This window comes from Enterococcus sp. AZ009 (assembly GCF_050548785.1).
Classification (GTDB): domain Bacteria; phylum Bacillota; class Bacilli; order Lactobacillales; family Enterococcaceae; genus Enterococcus_D; species Enterococcus_D entomosocium.
Window position 1 is genome coordinate 490466 of sequence record NZ_CP172960.1, and the last position, 24932, is coordinate 515397.

Annotated in this window: 26 protein-coding genes; 22 read left to right on the forward strand and 4 right to left on the reverse strand. The window is 43.2% G+C overall.

Annotation, left to right across the window (positions count from 1 at the left end; translation table 11 throughout):
• The first annotated feature begins 71 nt into the window (after positions 1-71).
• Both tgt and yajC read left to right on the forward strand, forming a co-directional pair.
• Positions 72-1217, forward strand: a complete 1146-nt coding sequence (gene tgt, locus IGJ74_RS02315; protein ID WP_005227333.1) for a tRNA guanosine(34) transglycosylase Tgt — start codon at positions 72-74, stop codon at positions 1215-1217.
• 82 nt (positions 1218-1299) lie between these two features.
• Positions 1300-1641 (forward strand): preprotein translocase subunit YajC, encoded by a 342-nt coding sequence (yajC, locus tag IGJ74_RS02320; protein WP_005232170.1) that lies wholly within the window; start codon positions 1300-1302, stop codon positions 1639-1641.
• Between the two features lie 131 nt (positions 1642-1772).
• Here yajC and IGJ74_RS02325 read toward each other — a convergent pair whose 3' ends face one another.
• Complete coding sequence (locus IGJ74_RS02325) at positions 1773-2204, reverse strand: Hsp20/alpha crystallin family protein (protein WP_005227339.1); 432 nt, start codon at positions 2202-2204, stop codon at positions 1773-1775.
• 247 nt (positions 2205-2451) lie between these two features.
• Here IGJ74_RS02325 and IGJ74_RS02330 point away from each other — a divergent pair, with 247 nt between their 5' ends.
• The 9 genes from IGJ74_RS02330 (at position 2452) to adhE (ending at position 12311) form a co-directional block, all read left to right on the forward strand.
• Complete coding sequence (locus IGJ74_RS02330; RefSeq protein WP_005227341.1) at positions 2452-3294, forward strand: YitT family protein; 843 nt, start codon at positions 2452-2454, stop codon at positions 3292-3294.
• A gap of 26 nt (positions 3295-3320) precedes the next feature.
• Positions 3321-4049, forward strand: a complete 729-nt coding sequence (locus tag IGJ74_RS02335) for a GntR family transcriptional regulator, LSA1692 subfamily (protein ID WP_087664848.1) — start codon at positions 3321-3323, stop codon at positions 4047-4049.
• Between the two features lie 25 nt (positions 4050-4074).
• Positions 4075-5376, forward strand: a complete 1302-nt coding sequence (locus IGJ74_RS02340) for a Sapep family Mn(2+)-dependent dipeptidase (RefSeq protein ID WP_218193161.1) — start codon at positions 4075-4077, stop codon at positions 5374-5376.
• A 124-nt stretch (positions 5377-5500) separates the two neighbouring features.
• A complete protein-coding gene (locus IGJ74_RS02345) occupies positions 5501-6448 on the forward strand; it encodes a N(4)-(beta-N-acetylglucosaminyl)-L-asparaginase (RefSeq protein ID WP_087664850.1) in 948 nt (315 codons plus the stop codon).
• A 39-nt stretch (positions 6449-6487) separates the two neighbouring features.
• The gene (locus IGJ74_RS02350; protein ID WP_005227348.1) at positions 6488-6820 is read left to right on the forward strand and encodes a PTS sugar transporter subunit IIB; all 333 of its coding nucleotides are present in this window, start codon (positions 6488-6490) and stop codon (positions 6818-6820) included.
• Between the two features lie 68 nt (positions 6821-6888).
• Positions 6889-8244, forward strand: a complete 1356-nt coding sequence (gene celB, locus IGJ74_RS02355) for a PTS cellobiose transporter subunit IIC (RefSeq protein ID WP_034872054.1) — start codon at positions 6889-6891, stop codon at positions 8242-8244.
• A gap of 17 nt (positions 8245-8261) precedes the next feature.
• On the forward strand, positions 8262-8780 hold the full coding sequence (locus tag IGJ74_RS02360) for a GrdB-related putative oxidoreductase (RefSeq protein ID WP_087664851.1): 519 nt from the start codon (positions 8262-8264) through the stop codon (positions 8778-8780).
• Between the two features lie 139 nt (positions 8781-8919).
• Positions 8920-9411: an NUDIX hydrolase gene (locus IGJ74_RS02365; RefSeq protein WP_005232154.1), complete on the forward strand. Its 492-nt coding sequence runs from the start codon at positions 8920-8922 to the stop codon at positions 9409-9411.
• A gap of 308 nt (positions 9412-9719) precedes the next feature.
• Positions 9720-12311 carry a bifunctional acetaldehyde-CoA/alcohol dehydrogenase gene (gene adhE, locus IGJ74_RS02370; RefSeq protein WP_008376050.1) on the forward strand — a complete coding sequence of 864 codons (2592 nt, stop codon included), beginning with the start codon at positions 9720-9722 and terminating at the stop codon, positions 12309-12311.
• Positions 12312-12557: 246 nt separating this feature from the next.
• On the opposite strand, the gene IGJ74_RS02375 is transcribed toward adhE, so the two are convergent.
• Entirely contained in the window at positions 12558-14090 is a 1533-nt protein-coding gene (locus IGJ74_RS02375; RefSeq protein WP_087664852.1) for an alpha-N-arabinofuranosidase, read from the reverse strand.
• Positions 14091-14191: 101 nt separating this feature from the next.
• On the opposite strand from IGJ74_RS02375, the gene IGJ74_RS02380 reads away from it, so the two are divergent.
• The 10 genes from IGJ74_RS02380 to sufB all read left to right on the forward strand — a co-directional run bounded on the left by IGJ74_RS02380 (position 14192) and on the right by sufB (position 22473).
• Positions 14192-14959: a helix-turn-helix domain-containing protein gene (locus IGJ74_RS02380; protein WP_087664853.1), complete on the forward strand. Its 768-nt coding sequence runs from the start codon at positions 14192-14194 to the stop codon at positions 14957-14959.
• A 91-nt stretch (positions 14960-15050) separates the two neighbouring features.
• A complete protein-coding gene (locus IGJ74_RS02385; protein WP_087664854.1) occupies positions 15051-15536 on the forward strand; it encodes a hypothetical protein in 486 nt (161 codons plus the stop codon).
• 109 nt (positions 15537-15645) lie between these two features.
• The gene (locus tag IGJ74_RS02390; protein WP_008376042.1) at positions 15646-16188 is read left to right on the forward strand and encodes a GNAT family N-acetyltransferase; all 543 of its coding nucleotides are present in this window, start codon (positions 15646-15648) and stop codon (positions 16186-16188) included.
• A gap of 186 nt (positions 16189-16374) precedes the next feature.
• Positions 16375-16599, forward strand: coding sequence for a type II toxin-antitoxin system PemI/MazE family antitoxin (gene mazE, locus IGJ74_RS02395; RefSeq protein ID WP_371860490.1), 225 nt, complete (start codon positions 16375-16377; stop codon positions 16597-16599).
• Entirely contained in the window at positions 16592-16942 is a 351-nt protein-coding gene (locus IGJ74_RS02400) for a type II toxin-antitoxin system PemK/MazF family toxin (protein ID WP_005232114.1), read from the forward strand. The genes mazE and IGJ74_RS02400 overlap by 8 nt, the downstream gene beginning before the upstream one ends.
• Before the next feature lie 305 nt (positions 16943-17247).
• Positions 17248-18021: a Fe-S cluster assembly ATPase SufC gene (gene sufC / locus IGJ74_RS02405; RefSeq protein WP_005232112.1), complete on the forward strand. Its 774-nt coding sequence runs from the start codon at positions 17248-17250 to the stop codon at positions 18019-18021.
• 13 nt (positions 18022-18034) lie between these two features.
• Positions 18035-19339 (forward strand): Fe-S cluster assembly protein SufD, encoded by a 1305-nt coding sequence (gene sufD / locus IGJ74_RS02410; protein ID WP_087664855.1) that lies wholly within the window; start codon positions 18035-18037, stop codon positions 19337-19339.
• Positions 19336-20580, forward strand: a complete 1245-nt coding sequence (locus IGJ74_RS02415) for a cysteine desulfurase (protein ID WP_008376033.1) — start codon at positions 19336-19338, stop codon at positions 20578-20580. Before sufD ends, IGJ74_RS02415 begins: the two co-directional genes overlap by 4 nt.
• A complete protein-coding gene (gene sufU, locus IGJ74_RS02420) occupies positions 20558-21052 on the forward strand; it encodes a Fe-S cluster assembly sulfur transfer protein SufU (protein WP_005232105.1) in 495 nt (164 codons plus the stop codon). Before IGJ74_RS02415 ends, sufU begins: the two co-directional genes overlap by 23 nt.
• Positions 21053-21081: 29 nt before the next feature.
• Positions 21082-22473 (forward strand): Fe-S cluster assembly protein SufB, encoded by a 1392-nt coding sequence (sufB, locus tag IGJ74_RS02425; RefSeq protein ID WP_016619705.1) that lies wholly within the window; start codon positions 21082-21084, stop codon positions 22471-22473.
• 94 nt (positions 22474-22567) lie between these two features.
• On the opposite strand, the gene IGJ74_RS02430 is transcribed toward sufB, so the two are convergent.
• Positions 22568-23710 (reverse strand): site-specific integrase, encoded by a 1143-nt coding sequence (locus tag IGJ74_RS02430; protein WP_087664857.1) that lies wholly within the window; start codon positions 23708-23710, stop codon positions 22568-22570.
• Between the two features lie 116 nt (positions 23711-23826).
• Entirely contained in the window at positions 23827-24426 is a 600-nt protein-coding gene (locus IGJ74_RS02435; RefSeq protein WP_207462956.1) for a helix-turn-helix domain-containing protein, read from the reverse strand.
• A 214-nt stretch (positions 24427-24640) separates the two neighbouring features.
• Between IGJ74_RS02435 and IGJ74_RS02440 the strand changes: the two genes are divergently transcribed.
• Positions 24641-24904, forward strand: a complete 264-nt coding sequence (locus tag IGJ74_RS02440; RefSeq protein WP_207462957.1) for an excisionase family DNA-binding protein — start codon at positions 24641-24643, stop codon at positions 24902-24904.
• Positions 24905-24932: the final 28 nt, after the last annotated feature.

Genomic DNA, 24932 nt, shown 5'->3' on the forward strand with positions numbered 1-24932 from the left:
ATGTAAGGGCAACCCTTATCATAGATAGCGTTGCACAGTTAATTGAGTTTAGAGAGAAAGTAGGGAAATGAATGACGGAACCAGCCATTCGTTATCGTCTGATAAAGAAAGAAAAGCATACCGGTGCCCGTTTAGGCGAACTGATCACGCCTCACGGAACCTTTCCAACGCCAATGTTCATGCCAGTCGGCACATTAGCAACGGTTAAAACCCTTGCCCCTGAAGAGTTGAAAGAAATGGGTGCAGGCGTCATTTTAAGCAATACCTATCACTTGTGGTTGCGTCCAGGAGAAGACATTGTTGCAGAAGCAGGCGGCTTACATAAATTTATGAATTGGGATCAACCGATCTTAACAGATTCAGGTGGTTTCCAAGTCTTTTCATTAGCCGAAATGCGCAACATCGTCGAAGAAGGTGTCCATTTCAAAAACCATTTGAATGGGTCGAAAATGTTTTTATCTCCTGAAAAAGCGATTGATATCCAAAACAAATTAGGATCAGATATCATGATGAGTTTTGATGAGTGTCCGCCATTTGATGAAAGCTATGACTACGTCAAAAAATCGGTGGAACGGACGTCTCGCTGGGCAGAACGTGGCTTGAAAGCTCATGCCAATCCAGATCGTCAAGGCTTGTTTGGGATCATTCAAGGTGCAGGCTTTGAAGACTTGCGCAAGCAAAGTGCCCAAGACTTGATTAGTATGGACTTCCCAGGGTATTCTATCGGCGGCCTGTCAGTTGGCGAACCAAAAGCGGAAATGAATCGCGTGTTGGAATTTACGACCCCTTGGATTCCAGAAAATAAACCACGTTACCTAATGGGCGTTGGGGCAGCCGACTCCTTGATCGATGGCGTGATTCGCGGTGTCGATATGTTCGACTGCGTTTTACCAACACGGATCGCAAGAAACGGTACCTGTATGACTTCAAAAGGTCGTTTAGTCGTGAAAAATGCGCAATATGCCCGTGACTTTCGACCAATTGACGAGAAGTGTGATTGCTATACATGTAAAAACTATTCTCGTGCGTACATCCGCCACTTGATCAAATGTGATGAAACCTTTGGTATGCGTTTGACGTCTTACCACAATGTCTACTTCTTATTGAATCTGATGAAAAATGTCCGTCAAGCCATCATGGACGACAACTTGTTGGAGTTCCGTGAGCATTTTATTGAAGAGTATGGGTTCAACAAGGAAAATGCGAGGAATTTCTAACATTCTCTACTAAAATGGTGGGAATAATAGAGGAATTCTGATAAAGTATCTTATAGAAAGAAAATAAATCGAGGTGAAAAAAATGGCACAATCTTTACCAATGCTCTTTATGCTGGTTGCTTTAGTGGCAATGTGGTTCTTTATGAGTCGTTCACAAAAGAAACAACAGCAAGAGCGTAAAAATCTTTTAGAAAATATGAAAGCTGGCGATGAAGTCGTAACCATCGGCGGACTCCACGGCGTTCTTTCTGAAGTCAACACAGAAAAAAGCACCGTGATCATCGACTGTGAAGGAATTTTCTTAGAGTTTGATCGTTCAGCGATCCGCACAGTGAAACCTGGAACTGTTGCATCCGTTGAGACACAAATCGAACCAGCTGATGTCGAAGACGCAACGAGCATCCAAGACGAAACCAAAGAATAAGCACAAACGCACCGTCGCTTTCTCAGAAGCGATGGTGCGTTTTTTTAGTAGTCGGACAGTTTCTAAAATAAAACAAGCACCGCAGCAAAACAGAGATCGCTCGTTTTGCTGCAGTGTTTTGATTGCCTTCGCTACTCGATCGGAATCAGTTTCTTTGACGCTTGTTTGCCTTGATCTTTTGGCAACGTCAATTTCAAAATTCCTTCAGCGTAAGAGGCTTTGATTTCATCCTCTTTGACGTTTTCTAACAGGTATTGTCGCCGAACGCTTGTCAAGCTGCGCTCGCTGCGAACCAGACGTCCTTTTTCATCTTCGGTCGCATGATCCGTCTGGTGTTGTCCCGTAATCGTTAAAACCCCATTCTCATAGGTTACTTGAATATTTTCCTTAGGGATGCCAGGCAGTTCTGCTTCAACGAGAAATTCCTTGTCATTCTCGTGAATATCGGTTTTGATCAGGTTCGATGGAAACCCATCAAAAAAACTGCGGCCAAAATCTTCAAAGAAATCAAAAGGTGTCATACTGTATGAATCTGAGCGGCGTGGCACAATCTCATGTGTCATAAGAATCATCCTTTCTTTATTCTTTTGTTTTTACACTTTTTATTTTATTCATTTTTTAGCGAATTTCAAGTGATTTACTCGCTTTAAAAAAATCTTAAAAAACCTTTGATACCAACGTTTTACTCCTTGATTTTGGCGTGTTTTTACATTGATTCGTTCCTGTTTTTCCCCTCATTTCTCCTGCTTTTTTCGCGTGACAGTATATACTTAATGATATATACTAAAAGCGAAGTGGAGGAGGAAAAACATGGCACGTTATAGAAAACGAATGCTTGTTGCTTTGATCTATGCATTGTTGTCGTCGATTGCTTTAAATCTCTTTTGGCTGCCGGGAAATATTTATGCGAGTGGGATCACTGGTTTGTCGCAATTGTTGTCGCAGCTTTTAGACGAGCAGTTGAATCTGCAGCTTTCGATCCCGCTTTTGGTGCTTTTTTTTAATGCGCCATTGTTAGCGGTTGCTTGGGTCAAAATCGATCGAGAATTTACCATCATGACGGTTTGTACCGTCGTCCTGTCTTCTGTTATGATGAAGGTGGTACCGGTCATTGCTTTAACGACCGATCCGGTGATCTGTGCCGTGTTCGGCGGATTGCTGCACGGGGTGTCGGTGGGCTTGACATTGAACGACGATTTTTCAACGGGTGGGCTTGATATTTTAGGGATTTTAGTGAAAAAAGCCACTGGTAGAAGTATCGGCAGTTTCTTTATCGGCTTCAATGTCAGTTTGCAGCTAGCAGCCGGGCTGATCTTTGGCTGGCCCTATGCTTTTTATAGTGCCATTTCCTTCTTCATCAGTGGGCGGATGGTCGACTACGTCAACCTGAAGCAGCGGCGTGTGCAGCTGCTGGTCGTTACAGAAAAAGCAGAACCCGTCATTACGACGCTGCAATGTGCCTTGCAGCGAGGCATCACGGTCATCAACGATGTCGAAGGTGGATTTGATCATCAACAGAAAAAACTATTATTACTTGTCATTTCCCATAGAGAACTCAAGACCGTCGAAGGCATGATCCAAGGAATCGATGAACAAGCGTTTGTCAGTGTTTCTTCTGGCGTCAGTGCCAATCGATCGTTTTATGAATGGTAGCAAAGTGAAAGAAAGTAGGAGAGACGTTGAAAAAACAAGCAGTATTTCAAGAAGTTGCCCAGCAGATTGCGCAACGGGTTCATGAAGGTACGTACGTGACGAGCCAAAAACTTCCTTCCGATTATGATTTAGCAGAGGAATTTCAGTGCAGCCGTTTAACGGTGCGCAAAGCCATCGATTTATTGATTGCCCAGAATTTGTTAGTGAAAGAAAAAGGCAAAGGAACCTATGTCATGAAACAGCCCAAGATCCAAAGCGGCTCTGGCGGCCTCCAAAGTTTTACCGAGACCGCCAAGATCCAAGGGAAAAAGACCCGTACGGAAGTTTTGCATATCGAAACCGTCAAAGAGCTCCCGATAGAGATTGGTCAGTTGTTTGGTGATTACGCCAAGGAACCGATCGTTTATTTGGTGCGCTTGCGTTACTTTGATGATGAGCCGATGACGGTGGAAAATCTTTACGTACTGAAACGCTATCTGCAAGAAGGCACCGCAGAACTCACGAAAGCTCAATTAGAGTCGTCTTTATATCAAGTCATTGAAGCCAACATCGAGATTGGTTATTCCCATCAAGAGGTGGAAGCTGTGAAAAGTCCTGCCGATATTGCGAAACTTTTACAGGTGCCTCAAGAGGAACCGATGCTTTTGGTCCATTCGATGACCTATTCCGCATCAGCCAAACCGATCTTATACGATACATCCTATTACCGAGCAGACAAATATACCTTCAAAAATACATTAGTGCGTCAAAAATAAAATCAATCCTTTAGAGGTGAAGACAATGGATCCACTCACAGCAAGTATTGAAGCCAATTGGTCAGAATTTCTCACGCTTTTGAGCGAAGTGATGCAGATTGCAAGCGTCAAAGGTGAGCCGGCGCCCCATGCGCCTTATGGCAAGGGACCACGAGAAGTGTTAGCATACGTCATGGAAAAAAGCGCAGCATACGGGTTTCAAACAACGGTCATTGATGATGCAATCGGCTATGCCCATTGGGGACCAACGGATACCGACTATATCGGTGTGTTAGGACACTTGGATGTCGTGCCGGCAGGTTCTGGCTGGAGCTATCCACCGTTTGCACTAACTGAAAAGGACGGCAACTTTTATGGCCGAGGGATTTTAGACAACAAAGGCCCGATCATCAGCTGTTTGTTTGCCATGAAATTGTTGAAAGACCTTGGTCATCAACCGCAATTACCGCTGCGGATCATTTTCGGTACAGATGAAGAAAGCGGTATGTCGGATATCCCGCATTATCTAGCGGCTGAGCAGCCACCGCGTTTTGGTTTTACGCCAGACTGCAAGTACCCAGTGGTTTACGGCGAACGAGGTGTCGTCAATGTGCAACTTGATTTTCCGTTGCCCGCCCAAGAACAGCAGCTGTTAGCGGCGTTTTCTGGCGATCAATTCCGCGATCATGTGCCAGACCACCTATCGGTAACCATAGGCAGCCAGTCCTTTGAAGCACTAGGCAAACGCTCCCCTAGCAATGCCCCTGAGCTAGGGGACAATGCCATTACAAAGCTTGCCCAGCAAGCAGCACCGCAACTAGCGGCGACACCGTCCTTGCAAGCAGCTTTGCAGTGGATCGCCCAAAGTTTTCACCAGCAGCACTATGGCGAAGGCGTTGATTTGGTACTAGAAGATGCTGATTCAGGAAAGTTGATCTTGGCCCCTGTGGTTCTCCAAAAATCCGCCAGTGGACTAGCGTTAGAAGTGGCCTTTCGCTATCCTGTATCGGTAACGGAGGAACAAGTACTCGCTGGGGTGCAAAAGGCATTGCCAGAAGGGGCAAGCCTTACGATCCTTCGCAGCATTCCGGGGTTCTGCCGATCAAAAGATGCCCCCGAAATCCAAACGCTATCGACGATCTATCACCAAGTAACGGGCAATGATCCAACCCCCGTGACCACTACAGGAGCAACCTATGCCCGCAAGATGCCAAATATCCTTGCTTTCGGTCCGTCTTTTCCAGGGCAAAAAGGGATCGCTCATAACCAAGATGAGTACATGGCGGTTGCTGATCTACGGATGAATCTTGAAATTTATCTGCGCAGCTTACAAGCACTGACAAAATAAGCGAAGACGCGAACGAAGAAGAGTTTTTCCAATTTTTTTGAGAAACTCTTTTTTTAGTATAGACATAGTAGTATATACCGTATAGAATATACTTGAAAGCGCTATGAAAAATGGAGGGATATTTATGTGGGGAATGATTGCTACATGGCGGATGGCACACGATGGCGTGCTCGCTGCTAAATCAATATTAGAACAACAAGGCTCCTGCCAAGATGCAGTAGAAACAGCCATTAAAGCAGTGGAAGATTATCCATTTTATAAATCGGTGGGGTATGGCGGGCTGCCCAACGAAGAAGGCGTGTTGGAAATGGACGCTGCCTTCATGGATGGTGATACCTTCAAAATTGGTGCCGTCGCTGGGATCGTCGATGTGGAAAATCCTATTTCCGTGGCACGCCGCCTAAGTGAGGAAAAATTCAATAGTTTTCGGATCGGCCAAGGAGCGGTCGCTTATGCGCTTGCCGAAGGATTCCAGCCCAAAGCGATGCTGACACCGCGAGCCAAAACCATTTGGGAAAAGCGCAAAGCAGAGATCGCTGCCAACAACCTCGATCCCTATGACGGCCACGATACAGTGGGAGTAGTTGCGCTAGATGAACACCAAAGTATGGCAGCAGGAACCTCTAGTTCTGGTTTATTTATGAAAAAAAGCGGTCGTGTCGGCGATTCACCTTTATCTGGTTCTGGTTTTTATGTGGATAGTGAAATCGGCGGTGCCGCTGCCACAGGGTTAGGGGAAGACTTGATGAAAGGCTGCCTTTCCTACGAAATCGTCCGTTTGATGGGAGAAGGGCTAGCACCGCAAGAAGCATGTGATCAAGCTGTTTACGACTTTGAAGCGCGATTGAAGAAGCGCTATGGCAAAGCCGGCGCCTTCTCGCTGATCGCCTTAGATAAACAGGGGCGCTGGGGCGTGGCAACCAATGTAGAATTTACCTTTAGTGTCGCAACCACCAATCAAGCGCCAGCTATTTTTATGGCAACGCCAGGACCTGAGCAGACAACCATGATCGAGCCTATTACGAAAGAATGGTTGGAAGCGTATGAAGAACGAATCAAAGCGCCGGTCTAACAACCGCGATTGAGAAAAACAAACATTGGAGGAATGGATATGGCAACGAAAAAAATCTATTTGTTTTGTGAAGCTGGAATGTCAACGAGTATCATGGTCAATAAAATGATGGAAGTCGTCAAAAAGCACAACATGCCTTTGACGATCGAAGCATTCCCTGCAATCCATGCAGAAGAAAAAGTCGAACAAGAAAAACCAGTTGCTATTTTGTTAGGTCCACAAGTACGACACTTAGATAGCAAAATGAAAGCAACTTTCGAGCCAATGGGGATTCCAGTCGGCACGATCGCAACAGAAGCATACGGCATGATGGATGGCGAACGAGCATTGAAAGATGCCTTAAGCTTGATCAAAAAAGCCAAAGCAAAGTAATAAAAGTGTTGGAGTAACAGGGGACTACGTGTTATCTGCCAGATAGCACGCAGATGGGAGGAAGAAAAATGCAGAAATTTTTAAACTGGTTAGAAAAAGTGTTAACACCGATGGCAAAGACGATCGGTGAAAACAAATATTTGATTGCGATTCGTGATGGTTTCTTATTATCCACACCGTTGTTGATCGTGGGTTCACTCTTTTTAGTCTTGACCAATTTTCCGATTCCAAATTGGAACGAGATGATGAGCAGTTTGCTGGGAGACAACTGGGCAACGATGTTGAATATGCCAGCAACAGCCAGCTTTGACATTATGACGATTTTAGCCGTTGGTGGGATCGGGTATAGTTTGGCAAAACAGTTTAAAGTTGATGCCATGCAAGCAGCCATTATTTCACTCGTTTCTTTTTTTATCGTGACACCATTTACGACCGTTTTCACACCAGAAGGCTCTACGGAAGTGTATGAAGTTGGCAGCCTGCCATTACGGTGGATGGGTTCCAGCGGTTTGTTCTTAGGGATGGTCGTTGCCTTGATTTCCACCAGAATGTTCGTTGCGTTATTACGCAAAGGGTGGACGATCAAAATGCCTGACGGTGTTCCCCCAACCGTGGTGAAATCCTTTGAGGCATTGATTCCCAGCTTTGTGATTGTGACGGTTTTTATGATCGCCAACTGGTTAGCCAACTTAACGTCTTATGGCAATCTGCAAGAGATCCTCTTTAAGTTCTTACAGACACCGTTGTTAAGTTTAGGAAATACTTTAGGTGCCATGATCATAGCCTACCTATTTTTGCATTTTTTCTGGTTCTTTGGGATCAATGGTTCCAGTGTGGTCGGCGCTGTCTTCAACCCTATCTTACGGGCATTATCTATTGAAAACTTAGATGCTTTCAAGAATGGCGCAGAAATTCCTAACATCATCACCGGTCAATTTCAAGACATGTTCGCGACCTTTGGCGGGGGCGGTTCGACATTGTCTTTGATTTTAGTCATGATCTTAGTCTGTAAAAGCCAACGGGTCAAAAAACTATCACAGTTATCGTTGATACCAGGTATCTTTGGGATCAATGAACCAATCATCTTTGGGTTACCGATCGTCTTGAATCCAGTTCTGCTGATTCCTTTTGCTTTAGTGCCAACGATCAATATTATTATCTCTTACTTCTGTATGGATCTTGGGTTAGTCAACTATACCAATGGAATTCAACTGCCCTGGACCACGCCACCGATTATTTCTGGTTTCTTAGTCAGTGGTTGGCAAGCGGCCGTGTTACAAGTCTTGTTGATCCTCTTAGGAATGGCTATTTATTACCCGTTTATCAAAGTCTTAGATAATCAATATCTAAAAGAAGAAGCGGATGCCGTTGAACAAGAAGAAGAGGAAATCAATTTTGATGATTTCGATTTTGATGATCTGTAAGAAAAGAGGCACCGCTCATGAAAAAAATAATTTTGATTCTTAATCATGTCACTGCAGGGATGGGAAGTGATGAAAATGCTCAGTTGCCGCCAAGCGGCAAAAAAGCTGCCCTTGGTCCAGGTCGAACCTTGAATCCACTTTTTCAAGAGCAAGACGCACAAATCGTTGCAACACTTTATTGTGGTGACCAATATTATCACGAGCATCAAGAAGAAGTGAATAAAAAATTTGTGGGGTTTGCTAAAAAATTTGACGCCGATGCCGTTCTTTGCGGACCTGCGATGCATTATCCTAATTTTGGCGAAATGGCAGCAGGATTGACGAAAGTATTCAATGCACAAGGAATTCCAGGGGCTGCAGCGATGTCAGAGGAAAACCCAGCAGTGGCAATCTATGCCAAAGACATCTATATCTTGAAGATGCCGAAAAAAGGCGGAATCGGATTGAATGATTCCTACAAAAAGATGGCGCACGTTGTTTCCCAGCTTGCCCACGGGAAGCCTCTAACAGAAGTAGACCAAGAGGATTTGTTTTAAAGAGAAAGACGATCAGCGATGGCTGGTCGTTTTTTTATGAATCAAGCCAAGCATGTTCGATGTAAGACATAAATCGACTAAGCCTGTTGATGATTTGTTTTGATTTACGTAGAATAGATACAAGTTAGGAGGGATTCGGTTGTACCATACCGCATTTGGAGTATATGGAATTTTGTTTCAAGGCAACTGCTTGGCCGTCATCAAAAAGAAGGCGGGACCTTATCAAAACCGCTATGATTTGCCGGGCGGCAGCATGGAGGCAGGTGAATTGCTGGAAGACACGCTGTGCCGAGAATTTAAAGAAGAAACCGGCATGACCGTCACTAGCTATCATCAATTAGGGGCAATTAATTTTCTTTACCCCTGGCACTATCAAGGAACATCTATGAATAATCACATCTGTGTCTTTTATGAGATTCAAACAACCGTTGGAAGTCTTGAGAAGAATGTTCCTCAATTTACAGGCCAAGATTCATTGGGAGCAGTTTTTTTCCCCATCGAGCAGCTAAATGAACAAAATGCATCACCTCTTGTAATAAAAGCTTGTGAGGTGTTTAAACAGAAGGCATTTACGGCAAGAAGCCAACGCCTAATGAAATGGGATGTATTAGAGGACCCTTCTTATGAATAATCCTTTCAGATCATATGACGTTTGACAGAAAAAGTGAAAAGAGCAGATGATCATATTTAGTAGGGATAAGGTGTTTTCGTAAACCCCTCCATTGTTCAACTTAGCACATGACATTTTTCTTAATAAAAACCGAAACTTTTGTCCACTTCTTTTCCTTAAAAGCTCTTGAAAACGCTTAATTTAAAGGGAGTTTAATAAAACTGTGAAAAAAATCACAAAAACTATTTACAAACAAAAAAAGATGTTGTATGATTTGTATGTGAAGTAGTTAACAAACAAAACATGTTTAAAAACTAGGAGGACAAACAATGGCTAAGACATTGGAAAAAGAAGTGACAATCGACGTACAAGCAATGATCGACGATTTAGCAACGAAGGCAAATGTGGCGTTAAAAGAAATGGAAAGCTTTGATCAAGAAAAAGTGGACCACATTGTTCATGAAATGGCAATGGCAGCATTAGACAAACACATGCCTTTAGCTAAAATGGCAGTAGAAGAAACTGGCCGTGGTATCTATGAAGATAAAGCAATCAAAAACATGTACGCTTCAGAATATATTTGGAACAGTATCAAACATGACAAAACAGTCGGCGTGATCAATGAAGACAAACAAAAAGGCTTGATCGAAATCGCTGAACCAGTTGGTGTCGTTTGTGGGGTAACACCAACAACCAACCCAACATCTACAACGATCTTTAAAGCAATGATCGCTTTGAAAACACGTAATCCGATCGTTTTTGCTTTCCACCCATCTGCACAAAAATGTTCAGCAGAAGCTGCACGTATCGTTCGTGATGCAGCCATCGCTGCTGGGGCACCTGAAAACTGTGTGCAATGGATCGAGCATCCATCAATCGAAGCGACTGGCTTATTGATGAACCACCCAGGAATTGCGATCGTATTAGCAACTGGTGGCGCTGGCATGGTCAAAGCAGCATACTCAACTGGTAAACCTGCATTAGGTGTTGGACCAGGGAACGTACCTGCTTATATCGAAAAAACAGCGAAAGTGAAACGAGCAGTCAATGATTTGATCGTGTCAAAAACTTTTGATAACGGAATGATCTGTGCCTCTGAACAAGCAGTGATCGTTGATAAAGAAGTCTATGCCTCTGTGAAAGCAGAATTTGAAGCACATCAAGTATATGTTGTAAAAGCAAAAGAATTACAAAAACTTGAAGATGCCGTGATGAACGAAGGGAAATATGCCGTAAATCCAGCAATCGTTGGTCATTCAGCAATGGATATCGCGAAATTAGCAGGCATCAACGTACCAGAAGGAACAAAATTATTGATCGCTGAACTTGACGGTGTCGGTGCTGATTACCCACTATCAAGAGAAAAACTTTCTCCAGTTTTAGCAATGATCAAAGCAAACAACACAGAAGACGCGTTCGAAAAATGTGAAGCAATGCTTGATTTAGGCGGATTAGGCCATACAGCGGTGATCCACACTGAAAACGAAGACTTGCAATTAGCCTTCGGCCTACGCATGAAAGCTTGCCGTATCTTAGTTAACACACCATCTGCAGAAGGTGGTATCGGAAATATCTACAACGAAATGATTCCATCATTGACACTTGGTTGTGGTTCATACGGGAAAAACTCTGTATCACGAAATGTTTCTGCTGTGAACTTGATCAACGTGAAAACTGTAGCGAAACGGAGAAATAATATGCAATGGTTTAAATTGCCACCAAAAATCTTCTTTGAAAAGAACTCTCTAATGTACTTGGAGAAAATGGAAAACGTTGAACGTGTCATGATCGTTTGTGACCCTGGTATGGTTCAATTCGGCTATTGCGATACGGTTCGTGAAGTACTTGCTCGTCGTAAAAATGACGTGAAAATCGAAGTCTTCTCTGACGTAGAACCAAACCCATCAACAAACACCGTTTACGCTGGAACAAAAATGATGGTTGATTTCAAACCAGATACAGTGATCGCCCTTGGTGGTGGATCAGCAATGGATGCTGCCAAAGGCATGTGGATGTTCTATGAGCACCCAGATACTTCATTCTTCGGCGCGAAACAAAAATTCTTAGATATCCGTAAACGGACATACAAGATCGACAAACCAGAAAAAACGCAATTCGTTTGTATCCCAACAACGTCTGGTACTGGTTCTGAAGTAACCCCATTTGCGGTTATCACTGACAGTGAAACACACGTGAAGTACCCATTAGCTGATTACGCATTGACACCAGATGTAGCAATCGTTGACCCTCAATTCGTAATGTCAGTACCTGCGTCTGTTACAGCAGACACTGGAATGGATGTTTTGACTCATGCGATCGAATCTTATGTGTCCGTAATGGCCTCTGATTACACTCGTGGATTGAGCTTACAAGCAATCAAGTTAGTCTTTGACTACTTAGAAAAATCAGTGAAAACACCTGATATGGAATCTCGCGAAAAAATGCATAATGCCTCAACAATGGCAGGTATGGCCTTCGCCAATGCATTCCTAGGTATTTGTCACTCAGTAGCCCACAAAATCGGTGGTGAATATGGTATTCCTCACGGACGTACAAATGCGATTCTTTTACCGCACATCATCCGTTACAATGCCAAAGACCCGCAAAAACATGCAATGTTCCCTAAATATGACTTCTTCCGTGCCGATACAGATTACGCAGACATTGCGAAATTCTTAGGCCTTAAAGGCAAAACAACGGCTGAATTGGTTGAAGCATTGGCAACAGCTGTTTACGAATTAGGACAATCTGTTGGTATCGACATGAGCTTGAAAGCGCAAGGCGTCACTCAACAAACACTAGATACAACAGTTGATCGTATGGCTGAATTGGCTTACGAAGACCAATGTACAACAGCAAATCCAAAAGAACCACTAATCTCTGAATTGAAACAAATCATCGTTGATGCCTATAACGGCTAAACAATGAATCAAGAACACCCTGCGGTATCTTAGCTGCCGCAGGGTGTTCTTTTGTCGTCTCATTTTTTTGAGAAAGTAAGCTGGCAGTTGCCGCCTTCTTGCCCAGATCAGTTAAGAATGCGAAAAATAGCAATTGAACAGGGCGGTGGATCGTAAAAAAGGAGTGGATGTCTCCACTCCGTAAAAGTCTCATTTTTTCAGGATGTCACCAAGGCTGCTGCTTTTTTGCTCAAACAGATAGGCTCGTTACTTGCTGCCGTTTTTCTTCAAGCGTAGCATCTGGAAGCTTTGTTTTTCCAAGACGACACGCAAAATGCCGTCATTCAATTCCGCTGTTTTTCCATTGACGGGTACAACGTTGTTCGGGGTTGCTTCGGTATTGACGGCATGCAAGTCTGGGTGGTGCAACACTTGATGGGTAGCGATTTGCAATGAATCATATTGACGCAAGTCGCAAGTGAATTCGTTAGCATCCTGCAAATCCTTATTTACCAAGAAAAAGGTTAAATAGTCATCTTCGTTTTCGATCGCAATGGCATCCACATAAGAAGCTTTTCCGTGGCTGCTATCGAAATCAGCTCCTCGAAGGATGCTATGCAACACGTGACCGCGACCATAGTTGCTGATCATTTCATAGGGATAAAAAATCGTTTGTTTCCAAGCGGCAGTATCGGAAGTCATGATCGGTGCGATCACGTTGACCAGCTGTGCCATGCAGGCGATTTTGACGCGATCTGCGTGCTGAAGCATCGTGATCATCATGCTTGCGACGAGTAACGCATCTTCAAAGTGATAGACGTCTTCTAATTGTGGTGGGTGTTGACTCCAAGGTTCAATTTTTTGATCCTGTTCATTTGAGTGATACCAGACGTTCCATTCGTCGAAGGAAATATTGATGGTCTTCTTGCTTCGGCGTTTGGCTTTCACCGCATCACAGATCGCTGCGACTTGGCTGATGAACTGATCCATTGCGACATTGCTTGCTAGATAATCTTGGCTATCGCCGTTACGGTTGCCATAATATTGGTGCATGGAAATGTAGTCGACTTGATCGTAACAATGACTTAATACTGTATCTTCCCACATGCCAAAGGTCGGCATCGTGAGAGAAGAACTACCACAAGCGACGGTTTCGATCGTTGGGTCCACCAGACGCATCGCTTTGCCAGCTTCTTCTGCGAGACGGCCATATTCATCGGCTGTTTTATGTCCTTCTTGCCAAGGACCGTCCATTTCATTGCCTAGACACCAAAGTTTGATGTCATGAGGATCGGCCACCCCATGGGCACGACGGAGGTCACTATAATAGCTGCCGCCTTTTAAATTGGTGTATTCAATCAAGTTTTTCGCTGCTTCGATTCCTCGTGTCCCAAGATTGATCGCCATCATCGGTGCCGTATTGACTTCTTTGGTCCAATCCATAAATTCGTTTAAGCCGAACTGATTGCTTTCGATCACCCGCCAGGCCAAATCGATTTTTGCTGGCCGTTGCTCTTTAGGGCCGACGCTATCTTCCCATTTATACCCAGAGACGAAATTGCCTCCTGGGTAACGGACGATCGGCACATTCAACTGCTTGATCAAGGCAGCGACATCTTGACGAAAGCCTTGCTCATCGGCAAAAGGACTTTCTGGTTGATAGATCCCTTCGTACACACAGCGCCCTAAGTGCTCCACAAAAGAGCCGTAGATCCGTTCGTCGACTGGTGCCAAAATAAAGTGTTTGTCTAAATACATCGTAGTTTCCTTCAATTTTGCAACCCCTTTCTTTTCTTTCATTGTAGCGATAGTCCATGAAAATAAACACTACATTCTGTCTTATTCTATTGACGTTTTGTCCGTTTTCTTTATACTAAAGGCAAGTAGGAAGGAGTGAGAAGTTGAACGTAACCTATTCAGGATTTCAAATGCACAATGCTGTTTCCGATCATATTTATCGACCCTCTGGCTTAAAGCATTATCTTTTCGTGTTGACTTTGTCTCCAATGGTTTTCACTTTTGAAGATGGTCATCAAGAAACTAGTGAAAAAGGTAGCTGCATTCTTTTTCCTCCAACCGTCTATCAAAATTATCGTGGCAAAGAAGATTTTTTTAATAGCTTTGTTGAGTTTCAAACGGATCAGGTGATCGAAGAAACCTATGCGATCCCTTGCAACCAATTGTTCCAGCCGAAAAATATTCAACAAATCAACAAATTGATCCAAAAGATCAATCATGAATCCTTGTTGCCACAACGGCACACGGAAGAATTGATTGCGGCGTATATGACAAATCTATTGGTCTTACTTGAACGCAATTTTGAAGAAAGCATCCCGCAACCACAAAATGAACACTATCAACTGTTTCAAGCGATGCGGTTGAAAATGTTAGTCAATTGCGAACAGCAATGGGATTTTTACCAGTTTAGCCGAGAGCTTTCCATCGGTAAAAGCCAATTCTACAAGCTCTATCAACAGTTTTTTCATACCACGCCCAAAGAAGATTTATTGCAAGCTCGGTTTCAAAAGTTTTTTTATCTACGCAGCAACGAAACACTGACGATTCGAGAGGCGGCGTTTCAATCTGGGTTCCAAAACATCAACCATTTTAATCGGCTCTTTGCGAAGCGCTATGGCTGTGCACCGACAAAGTACCAACAGGAGCAATAGGCAGGTCTGATCGGTAAAAACGCTGAAAAAAGTCCGACGAATTCTTGACGGATGAAAGAGAAAACGGGACAATGTCATTAGGAGGTGGCGTATGGATACAGAAACGATCGTAAGCGAACTTTCTAAACGTTCAAGCGAATTGGAAGCGCTACAAAGAAAATTGAGTCAAAGTCAATTAACGAACAATGAAGCGGCACAAACGTTCATTTTTGACTTAAAGGATTATTTAGATAGCTTAAAGCTCGTAACGGATTTAGTACCGTCAGCGGCCACTACAACAGTGGAAGTTGACCAGTTGTCGTACGTCTTAGGTGAACAAAATCAAAGCATCCAGCAGCTGCTGGTTATTTTGGAAGAAGCCGAAGCAAATGACGACCAGCGCTTTTTCGGCAAAAGTGCGGGAGAAGTGCGGCGGATGATTGGCAGTCTGTCTGGGATCCTGGAACTAAACGGTCTGTTGCTGCAAGACAATCGTGGCTTTCAGCAAGTCGTGAAGGAAACTGGACCGCTTCAGGTGACTGAAACAAAGGAAGTCTCTGAGAAAAAAGGATTTCTCCAAAAGCTTTTCGGGAAATAAGCACTGATCGTCAATCACAATACGTTTACTTATATCTCAAACGGTTCTTCACAACGCGTGAAGAACCGTTTAAGGAGACGACTTTTCTAGGAGAAAGGAGGGCTTGAAGATGGCAGAAACAGTCACACTTCAACCGATTACCGAAGAAATGCTTGCTGAACTTTGGTCGATCAGCTATGGACCAAAGGCAGATTTAGAATGGAAAAAATGGGATGGACCGTATTTCCAAGACCCCGTATTGACGTGGGAAGAATTTCGAACGGGGTTTGGCGCTAGCTGTATCGACAACCCGTTACGTAAAGCGATCAGCTATCAAGGTAGAATCGTGGGGATCGCGACCGCTTATTGGGAAGACAATACCTTGCAGCAGTGGTTGGAATTCGGGATAGCCATCTATGATGCTTCCCTTTGGAATCAAGGCATTGGCAGCCAAGCAATTCGCCAGTGGATCAATGAGTTGTTTGAATCACAGCCTCATATCCAGCGTGTCGGGTACACCACGTGGTCGGGCAATCACCGCATGATGAAACTAGGAGAAAAGCTAGGGATGACCAAAGAAGCCCAGATCCGCAAAGTCCGTTTCTGGGAAGGCACCTATTATGATTCCATCAAGTATGGCATCTTGCGAGAAGAATGGGCACAGCAGAAGTGAAGGTAGGGGATGCGAAATTTTTTCGTGTCCTCTTTCGTTGTTGATGATTTATCAGATGCATTTTGCGTATAGTAAAGTACCTAGTAAAAAAGGGGCTGATCTCCTAGCTGTATTTTGTAATTACAGTAATTACGTGGTAAAATAGACTATACATGTTATGAAGGAAAGGTGATTGTTTTGGATACAGTGAAAACAAGAAAGCAAGGAAATGCGGTAATGGTCACGCTAGCAAGTAAGTTTGAGATTCCTGCTGGTAAGACCTACTTTATCAGCAAAGAAAACGATGGTACGATTTCCTTGATTCCTAAGATCGATGATTATTTTTTAGCTGCGAAAGAGAAAGAATTTGTTGATGAAGAAGATATGCTAGCTGCTGATTTTATTGTTGAAGGCAGGCAGCTTGATGAATAGGCTCGAACAAGGGACTCTTGTATTTATTGATTTTGATCCCTCGAAAGGGAGTGAAATCAAAAAGCGCAGGCCTGCTTTAGTCATCAGCAGGGATGAGTACAGTTACACCTCAAATTTGATCATTGTTTGTCCAATAACGAGTACAGATCGGAAGCGTCCTTACTTTGTCGATATTCAACACGATAAATTGAAACCTGGGAGTAAAGTAAATACAAAGCAAGTTTATACGCTAGATTATTCCGAGCGTGGCGGTAGAAAGATTGAAATTTTAGGGAAACTATCAAAAAAAGAACTGATTAACGTTGCACAGCATTTTATGATGAACTTTAATTTTCCATTATAGTTAAAAAAACAGCAGGATGGAAAAAGTGAAGGACCCTCACAAAAAACGAGTGAGGGTCCTTCACTTTGATTTCCTAAGAATACAAGGTTTCAACAATAGAGAAAAGAAGATAGTTGAAAGATAAAAGTAAAATTTCAAAAATAGTCGACTTTCTGAACAATAACCATGTACTATCTCTATGTAATACTTTATAATAATTCCAATGTACAGATTAGAAATATTTTAAAAAAGTCGGGAATAGCGTTTGAAGTTCATTCTCAATTAGTCTAAAATAGTGAGAAAGAAAAGATACTGGAGGGAAAGAAATGTCAGTTTTAGAAATCAAAAATCTACACGTCCAAATCGAAGATAAAAAGATCTTAAAAGGCGTTGACTTAGTGTTAAAAACTGGAGAGATCCATGCCATCATGGGACCAAACGGTACAGGGAAATCAACCTTGTCCGCTGCCATCATGGGCAACCCGAATTATGAAGTGACAGAAGGAGAAATTTTGTTCGACGGCGAAAACGTCTTGGAAATGGAAGTGGATGAGCGAGCTCGCTTAGGTTTGTTCTTGGCGATGCAATACCCAAGTGAAATTCCAGGCATCACCAATGCAGAATTCATGCGGGCAGCGATCAATGCCAAACGTGACGAAGACGACAAAATCTCTGTCATGGATTTCTTGAAAAAATTAGATGAAAAAATGGATTTATTGAATATGCCCGAAGAAATGGCGGAACGCTATCTGAATGAAGGCTTCTCTGGTGGAGAAAAGAAACGAAATGAAATCTTGCAATTGTTGATGCTAGATCCAACCTTTGCGATTTTGGATGAGATCGACTCTGGTCTAGATATCGATGCCTTGAAAGTCGTAGCAAAAGGCGTCAATGAAATGCGCGGCGAAGGCTTTGGCGCTTTGATCATCACCCATTACCAACGTCTGTTAAACTACATCACACCAGACGTGGTTCATATCATGATGGAAGGCCGTGTCGTGATGACCGGTTCGGCAGACTTAGCCAAACGCCTAGAAGCAGAAGGCTATGCTGGGATCAGTAAAGAGTTAGGGATCGACTACAAAGAAGAAGAAGCGTAAGGAGGCAAGGTAAATGGCAAAATTACAGGATTATCTTGAACAAGTCAACGTTTTTTCAGCGTTAAAAGAAGAGCCTGAATGGATGTTGGAATTACGCCAAGCAGCCCTTGCGAAAGTGGATGAACTTGCGTTTCCAAAAATCGAGCGGGTGCGTTACGAGCGTTGGCCATTGTTCAATATCGACGAACAAGCACTTGCTGGTGAGTACGCTTTGTCAGAAGAAGAAGTGGCAGGCGCAGTTCCTGCCTTTGACGCGATGGATAACCATCCGACCCTCGTTCAGTTCGATGGCACCACGATCTTTGAGCAATTACCGCAAGAGTTGATCGACAAAGGCGTGATCTTTACCGACTTGTTTACAGCAATGAAAGAAGTACCAGAGTTGGTTAATCAATACTATATGACCAAAGCAGTGCCAATGGACGAAGACAAAATGACCGCAGCACATGCGGCGTTTATGAATAGCGGCATGTTCTTGTATGTACCAAAAAACGTGGTGATCGAAGAACCCCTTGAAGCGATTTTCTACCACAATGGCAATAGCCAAGCGCATTTCTTCAAACACATTTTGATCGTTGCCGATGAACACAGTGAGTTCAGCTACTTGGAACGTTTCCAAACCAAAGGCGACCAAGCGAAAAAACTGTCAGGCAATATCGTAGTGGAAGTAATTGCCAAAGCAGGCGCGAAGGTCAAATTCTCTGCGATTGATCAGTTAGGTGTCAACATTACTACGTACATGAATCGTCGCGGCTACGTATTACGAGATGCGATGGTAGATTGGGCGATCGGAGTCATGAATGACGGCGACGTCGTGGCAGACTTTGATTCTGATCTTGTAGGCGAAGGCGCGCATTCGGAAGTCAAAGCGGTCGCAATCAGTGCTGGACGCCAAACACAAGGAATCGATACCCGCGTAACCAACAAAGCACCGCATTCCATTGGTCATATCCTGCAACACGGCGTTATCAGAGAACGCGGCGTCTTAACCTTTAACGGTATCGGACACATTTTAAAAGGAGCCAAAGGGGCGGACGCGCAACAAGAAAGCCGTGTCCTAATGCTTTCAGACCAAGCCCGTGGCGATGCTAACCCAATCCTTTTGATCGATGAGCACGAAGTAACAGCCGGACACGCAGCCAGTGTGGGACGGGTCGATCCAGAAGAAATGTACTACTTGATGAGTCGTGGGTTGCGCAAAGAAGAAGCGGAACGTTTGGTGATTCGTGGTTTCTTAGGATCCGTCTTGACCGCGATCCCAGTCAAAGAAGTGCAACAAGAATTGGTTGCCGTTATCGAAGGGAAGTTGCTCGCATGATCGATGCCCAAAAAGTGAAACAAGCGTTTCCCATCTTGGATCAGCTCGTAAATGACGAACCATTGATCTACCTCGACAATGCCGCCACTACGCAAAAACCAGAGGCGGTGCTGCAGGCAATCACCGATTATTACCATCAAGACAATGCCAACGTTCATCGTGGGGTTCATACCCTCGCAGAACGGGCGACCCATTCCTATGAAGGCGCACGAGAAAAGGTTCGCCGTTTTATCCATGCGAGTGAGACGGCGGAAGTGCTGTTTACTCGAGGGACGACCACTGGTTTAAATTGGGTCTCCCGCAGCTACGGCGACCGTTTTGTCAATGAAGGCGATGAAATCGTGATTTCTTATATGGAACATCACTCCAATATCATCCCTTGGCAGCAATTAGCTGCTCGGAAAAAAGCTACCTTGAAATATATCCAGTTGACACCAGAAGGCACCTTGGACATGGAAGATGCCAAGAAACAGATCACAGACAAAACCGCCATCGTTTCGATCGCGCACGTTTCCAATGTTTTAGGCGTGATCAATCCGATTGCAGAGCTAACCAAATTGGCGCATCAGCACCAAGCCGTCATGGTGGTGGATGGTGCTCAGGCTGTTCCACATATGGCAGTTGATGTCCAAGCACTGGATTGTGATTTCTATGCCTTTTCTGGCCATAAAATGTGCGGACCAACTGGCATCGGTGTCTTATACGGCAAACGGCAATGGCTGGATCAAATGGAGCCCGTCGAATTTGGCGGTGAAATGATCGATTTTGTCCATCTGAAAGAAAGCACGTGGAAAGAACTGCCGTGGAAATTTGAAGCGGGCACACCAAATATTGCCGGCGCGATCGGCTTAGGTGCAGCGGTCGATTACTTAACAGAAATCGGCTTAGAAAATATCCACGACCATGAAGCAGACTTAGCTGCCTACGTTTTGCCCAAACTGCAAGCCATTGAAGGTTTGACCATCTATGGTCCCCAAGAAGCAGCAAAACGCACGGGAGTGATCGCCTTTAATCTATCTGGCATCCATCCTCATGATGTTGCCACCGCTTTAGACATGGAAGGCATCGCGGTACGGGCCGGTCATCATTGTGCCCAACCCCTCTTGACCTATTTGCAAGTCCCAGCGACTGCACGGGCCAGCTTTTACCTGTATAATACAAGAGAGGACGCCGATCGACTGGTTGACGCCATCAAGCTGACGAAGGAGTTTTTCCAACATGGCACTAACGAAATTAGATAATTTGTATCGACAAGTCATTCTGGATCATTCCAGCCACCCACATCATCGAGGCACCTTGGATGATTCAACGTACAAAGTCGAATTGAATAACCCTACCTGTGGCGACGTGATCCACTTGGAGCTCGCTGTCGAAGGAGACACCATCAAAGACATCGCGTTTACTGGCGAAGGCTGTTCCATCAGTACCGCCAGTGCATCCATGATGGGGGATGCGATTATCGGTAAGACACTAGCAGAAGCTGGTGAACTATCAGGCTTGTTTTCTGAGCTCGTCCAAGGAAACGACATTCCCCAAAGCGATCGCTTAGGCGATGCTTCCATGCTTGGGGGTGTGGCGAAGTTTCCTGCACGCATCAAGTGTGCGACCTTAGCTTGGAAAGCATTAGAAAAAGCCATTGCTGCCGACAGTACACAAGCATCTGTCAGTCACAGCCACGCCAATGAATCTGACACTGAAGAAACCAGCGAATAGACAACCGCACTACAAAAGGAGTGAGAACCATGGGTGTACCCGAATTAGAAGAATATAAATTTGGCTTCCACGATGACGTGCAGCCTGTTTTTAGTACCGGCGAAGGATTGACCGAAGACATCGTCCGTGAAATCTCACGGGTCAAGCAAGAGCCAGAATGGATGCTTGAGTTCCGCTTGAAGTCTCTTGAAGCCTTCAACAAGATGCCCATGCAAAACTGGGGCCCAGACCTGTCTGACATCGATTTTGATGCCATCAAATATTACCAAAAACCAAGTGATCGTCCTGCCCGTGATTGGGATGACGTACCAGAAAAAATCAAAGAGACCTTTGAGCGCATTGGTATTCCAGAAGCCGAGCGGGCATACCTGGCTGGCGCTTCTGCCCAATACGAATCAGAAGTCGTTTACCACAACATGAAAGAAGAGTTTGAAAAACTTGGCATCGTCTTTACCGATACCGATTCAGCCTTGAAGGAATACCCTGAGCTGTTCAAACAATACTTCTCAAAATTAGTCCCACCAACCGATAATAAGCTTGCTGCTTTAAACTCAGCCGTTTGGTCAGGTGGTACCTTTATCTATGTACCAAAAGGCGTTCGTGTCGATGTGCCATTACAAACCTATTTCCGAATCAATGCCGAAAATACCGGTCAGTTCGAACGCACATTGATCATCGTTGACGAAGGCGCCAGCGTCCATTACGTCGAAGGCTGTACCGCCCCAACCTATTCAAGCAATAGTTTGCACGCAGCCATCGTTGAAATTTTTACCCTAAAAGACGCTTACTGCCGCTACACCACCATTCAAAACTGGTCAGACAATGTTTACAACCTAGTAACCAAACGGGCCAAAGCCTTAGAAGGTGCTACCGTTGAATGGATCGATGGCAACCTAGGTGCCAAAACAACGATGAAATACCCTAGCGTGTATCTTGATGGCAAAGGCGCACGGGGCACGATGCTTTCCATTGCCTTTGCAGGTGCCAACCAAATCCAAGATACTGGTGCAAAAATGATTCACAATGCACCAAACACCTCCAGCTCCATCGTCTCAAAATCAATTTCTAAAGATGGCGGTGCAGTAAACTACCGTGGACAAGTCACCTTCGGCAAGAAGAGCGCAGGCTCTATCTCCCATATCGAGTGTGACACTATCATCATGGATGACCTATCGAAATCCGATACCATCCCATTCAATGAGATCCACAACAGCCAAGTGTCCCTAGAACACGAAGCCAAAGTCTCCAAAATCTCAGAAGAACAACTGTACTACCTAATGAGCCGCGGCCTCTCCGAAGGCGAAGCAACCGAAATGATCGTCATGGGATTCGTCGAACCATTCACCAAAGAATTACCGATGGAATACGCAGTCGAATTGAACCGGTTGATTAGTTATGAGATGGAAGGCAGTGTAGGTTAAAACTGTTATAGGAGCTAGAACCCTTGATATATAAGGATTCTAGCTTTTTTAGTTTACCTTGATAACAGAAACGAACAGCTTTTGACCAGCTTTTTTACTGATGTGCCATCATATCAGCAAACTCTTGACCAGTTTTCTTAGGTGCGTTGTTTGTAATGTGTGCATAGATGTCTAACGTCACTTTACTATTTTCATGCCCTAATCGTTGTTGAACTACCTTAACAGATTCTCCAGCTTCTAATAGCAAACTAGCATGGGTATGTCTGAACCCATGAGGCGTAATACGAGGTAAGTTATACTTTTTCAAAATATATCTTAACCAATCATTCACAGTGTTTGGAATGTATAGCGTGTTTTTAAGTGTTGTAAAAACATATTGCTCTTCTGAGCTCGTATTATAGCCTAGTTTAAGATATTCAGTTCTTTGTTGCATCTTCCAGTCATTTAAGATTGCTAAAGTCCCTTTATCAAGAGAAATCGTTCTTCTTGAGGCTTTGGTTTTAGGCGTTTGGATTATGATATTCTTATGTTCATCAATCGCAACTGTTTTGTTAACATGCAGTTCCTTATTAAACATATCAATATCTTTCCACTGTAATGCAAGAACTTCGCTTTTTCTCATCCCAGTATATGCTAGTAATCTGAAGAAAGCATATTGCTTAGTGTTTCCAAAGTCCTTGAATGCATTTAGCAAGGTATTCAATTCATCCTTAGTATAGAACTTTCGTTTTTCCTCATACTCTTTATGCTTAGGACGCATTGTTTTTCTCATAGGGTTACTATCAATATATTCCATAGAAACGCCATAGGCTAAAATTTGTCCAGTCTGTTTTCGAATAGAATCCCACATCTTATATTTTGCATGCCATTTGCTTAAGACTTTCTGGCAGTATGGGACAGAAATATCCGTTAACTTCAACTTACCAAACTCAGGTAGTATTTGATTTTTAGCAAACCTAACAGATATAGCTACTGTCGAAGGTTTAACACTTGATCGTTGATGGGTTATCCATTCTTCATACAAGTCCTCGAAAGTCATATCAGAAGCTTTCTTCTTGACCCCGTACTTTATCTCGTATGCTAGTTCATCAAGTGATTTTTTTGCATCTTGCCTAGTTTTAAAGCCTCTACGTGTGGTATTTACTTTTTCACCAGTTCGTGGATCAGTGGCTACATGTCCTTTGAACATCCATGCTACTTGACCGTTATTCTTTTTGTACTTTGATATTTTTGCCATTTTCTTTCCTCCTAGATATCGGTCAATAGATATAGTCTATTGGGAGCAATAGTAGGAGTAAATCTAAATTTTAGTTTCTGTTTATTTTAAGATGTTACACTTAGTATCGCTCCATCTTATACACCTCCATTATTCTGATTTGTAATTGCTTCTAAATATTGATTAAGACCTAATAGCTGTCCATCAGTTAGTAACGTATTTTTAAAAAGTACTTTGTTTTCCTTTTTGACACCTTTATTAATTATTTTTGAAAGACTGATATTATTAATAGAAGTTACTGGCTCTATTTTAGTATTAGAGGGTGTCTTATTATCTTGGTATTGCTTTGTACGCAACTCTATTGCATCTAAAAATTCTCCAAGATGATTATGAAAATTAGTTTTATCAAAAGTAATATATACATCTCTGAAAGCATAAGCTTCGGGAGTGCCAATGGCTTCTATTTGTTCATTTGATATTATTTCTTGGGAATTATTACCTGTTGGTAGAGTATATTTATCTAGTAATTCATTTAAAACAGATAAATTAATTAGTGTTCTTAATGTTACGCCTAAACTATTTGCAATCTTTATGAGAGTGCTTAATGAAGGAGTACGTTTATTGGTTTCTAAACTACCTATATATGAGCGGTCGACTCCGATTGCTTCTGCTAGGTCTGCTTGGGTATACTTTATTTTACCCTTTCTTAGGTATTTTATTGCAAATCCAAATTCCATGTTATCAGCCCCTTCTTCTCTATAATCATATAATATCATAAATTCTACTTTTAGTCAACAAATAATTTTTGATGTATACTTGGTGTTTACAAAAATGCGAATTTGTGGTATACTATATTTTAGAAACAATTTAAAGAAGCTTACAGCACAGACTTTCAATGCTTCTTGTCTAATTAAAGGTTTTTTACTTTATTTTGATGAGAGGAGGGAGTATGTGTTTTTTTCTGTGGAAGGATTTGAAGAAACCATAGCAAACGTGATTGCTAAAGAGTTTGAACAACAAATATGGAAATTAAGTATTGAGAATAATCAAACAGGATGGTTAAGCCTAAAACAGGCATGCGAATATGTTGCTGTTTCTAGAGGGACACTTGAAAAATGGATAAGTGAATATGGTTTGAGTGTCAGCGTAATAGAAGGTACCAAAAGAATAAAAAAATCAGATCTAGATGAATTTATGCTTAGTAAACAGTGTTGATTATGTCTTACAAATATCTTTATTTATT

Excerpts from the sequence above, each read along its gene's own strand:
- tgt (WP_005227333.1), top strand. The coding sequence starts at position 72 with ATGACGGAACCAGCCATTCGTTATCGTCTGATAAAGAAAGAAAAGCAT.
- yajC (WP_005232170.1), top strand. The coding sequence starts at position 1,300 with ATGGCACAATCTTTACCAATGCTCTTTATGCTGGTTGCTTTAGTGGCA.
- IGJ74_RS02325 (WP_005227339.1), bottom strand. The coding sequence starts at position 2,204 with ATGACACATGAGATTGTGCCACGCCGCTCAGATTCATACAGTATGACA.
- IGJ74_RS02330 (WP_005227341.1), top strand. The coding sequence starts at position 2,452 with ATGGCACGTTATAGAAAACGAATGCTTGTTGCTTTGATCTATGCATTG.
- IGJ74_RS02340 (WP_218193161.1), top strand. The coding sequence starts at position 4,075 with ATGGATCCACTCACAGCAAGTATTGAAGCCAATTGGTCAGAATTTCTC.
- IGJ74_RS02345 (WP_087664850.1), top strand. The coding sequence starts at position 5,501 with ATGTGGGGAATGATTGCTACATGGCGGATGGCACACGATGGCGTGCTC.
- IGJ74_RS02350 (WP_005227348.1), top strand. The coding sequence starts at position 6,488 with ATGGCAACGAAAAAAATCTATTTGTTTTGTGAAGCTGGAATGTCAACG.
- celB (WP_034872054.1), top strand. The coding sequence starts at position 6,889 with ATGCAGAAATTTTTAAACTGGTTAGAAAAAGTGTTAACACCGATGGCA.
- IGJ74_RS02360 (WP_087664851.1), top strand. The coding sequence starts at position 8,262 with ATGAAAAAAATAATTTTGATTCTTAATCATGTCACTGCAGGGATGGGA.
- adhE (WP_008376050.1), top strand. The coding sequence starts at position 9,720 with ATGGCTAAGACATTGGAAAAAGAAGTGACAATCGACGTACAAGCAATG.
- IGJ74_RS02375 (WP_087664852.1), bottom strand. The coding sequence starts at position 14,090 with ATGAAAGAAAAGAAAGGGGTTGCAAAATTGAAGGAAACTACGATGTAT.
- IGJ74_RS02385 (WP_087664854.1), top strand. The coding sequence starts at position 15,051 with ATGGATACAGAAACGATCGTAAGCGAACTTTCTAAACGTTCAAGCGAA.
- IGJ74_RS02390 (WP_008376042.1), top strand. The coding sequence starts at position 15,646 with ATGGCAGAAACAGTCACACTTCAACCGATTACCGAAGAAATGCTTGCT.
- IGJ74_RS02400 (WP_005232114.1), top strand. The coding sequence starts at position 16,592 with ATGAATAGGCTCGAACAAGGGACTCTTGTATTTATTGATTTTGATCCC.
- sufC (WP_005232112.1), top strand. The coding sequence starts at position 17,248 with ATGTCAGTTTTAGAAATCAAAAATCTACACGTCCAAATCGAAGATAAA.
- sufD (WP_087664855.1), top strand. The coding sequence starts at position 18,035 with ATGGCAAAATTACAGGATTATCTTGAACAAGTCAACGTTTTTTCAGCG.
- IGJ74_RS02415 (WP_008376033.1), top strand. The coding sequence starts at position 19,336 with ATGATCGATGCCCAAAAAGTGAAACAAGCGTTTCCCATCTTGGATCAG.
- sufU (WP_005232105.1), top strand. The coding sequence starts at position 20,558 with ATGGCACTAACGAAATTAGATAATTTGTATCGACAAGTCATTCTGGAT.
- sufB (WP_016619705.1), top strand. The coding sequence starts at position 21,082 with ATGGGTGTACCCGAATTAGAAGAATATAAATTTGGCTTCCACGATGAC.
- IGJ74_RS02430 (WP_087664857.1), bottom strand. The coding sequence starts at position 23,710 with ATGGCAAAAATATCAAAGTACAAAAAGAATAACGGTCAAGTAGCATGG.
- IGJ74_RS02435 (WP_207462956.1), bottom strand. The coding sequence starts at position 24,426 with ATGGAATTTGGATTTGCAATAAAATACCTAAGAAAGGGTAAAATAAAG.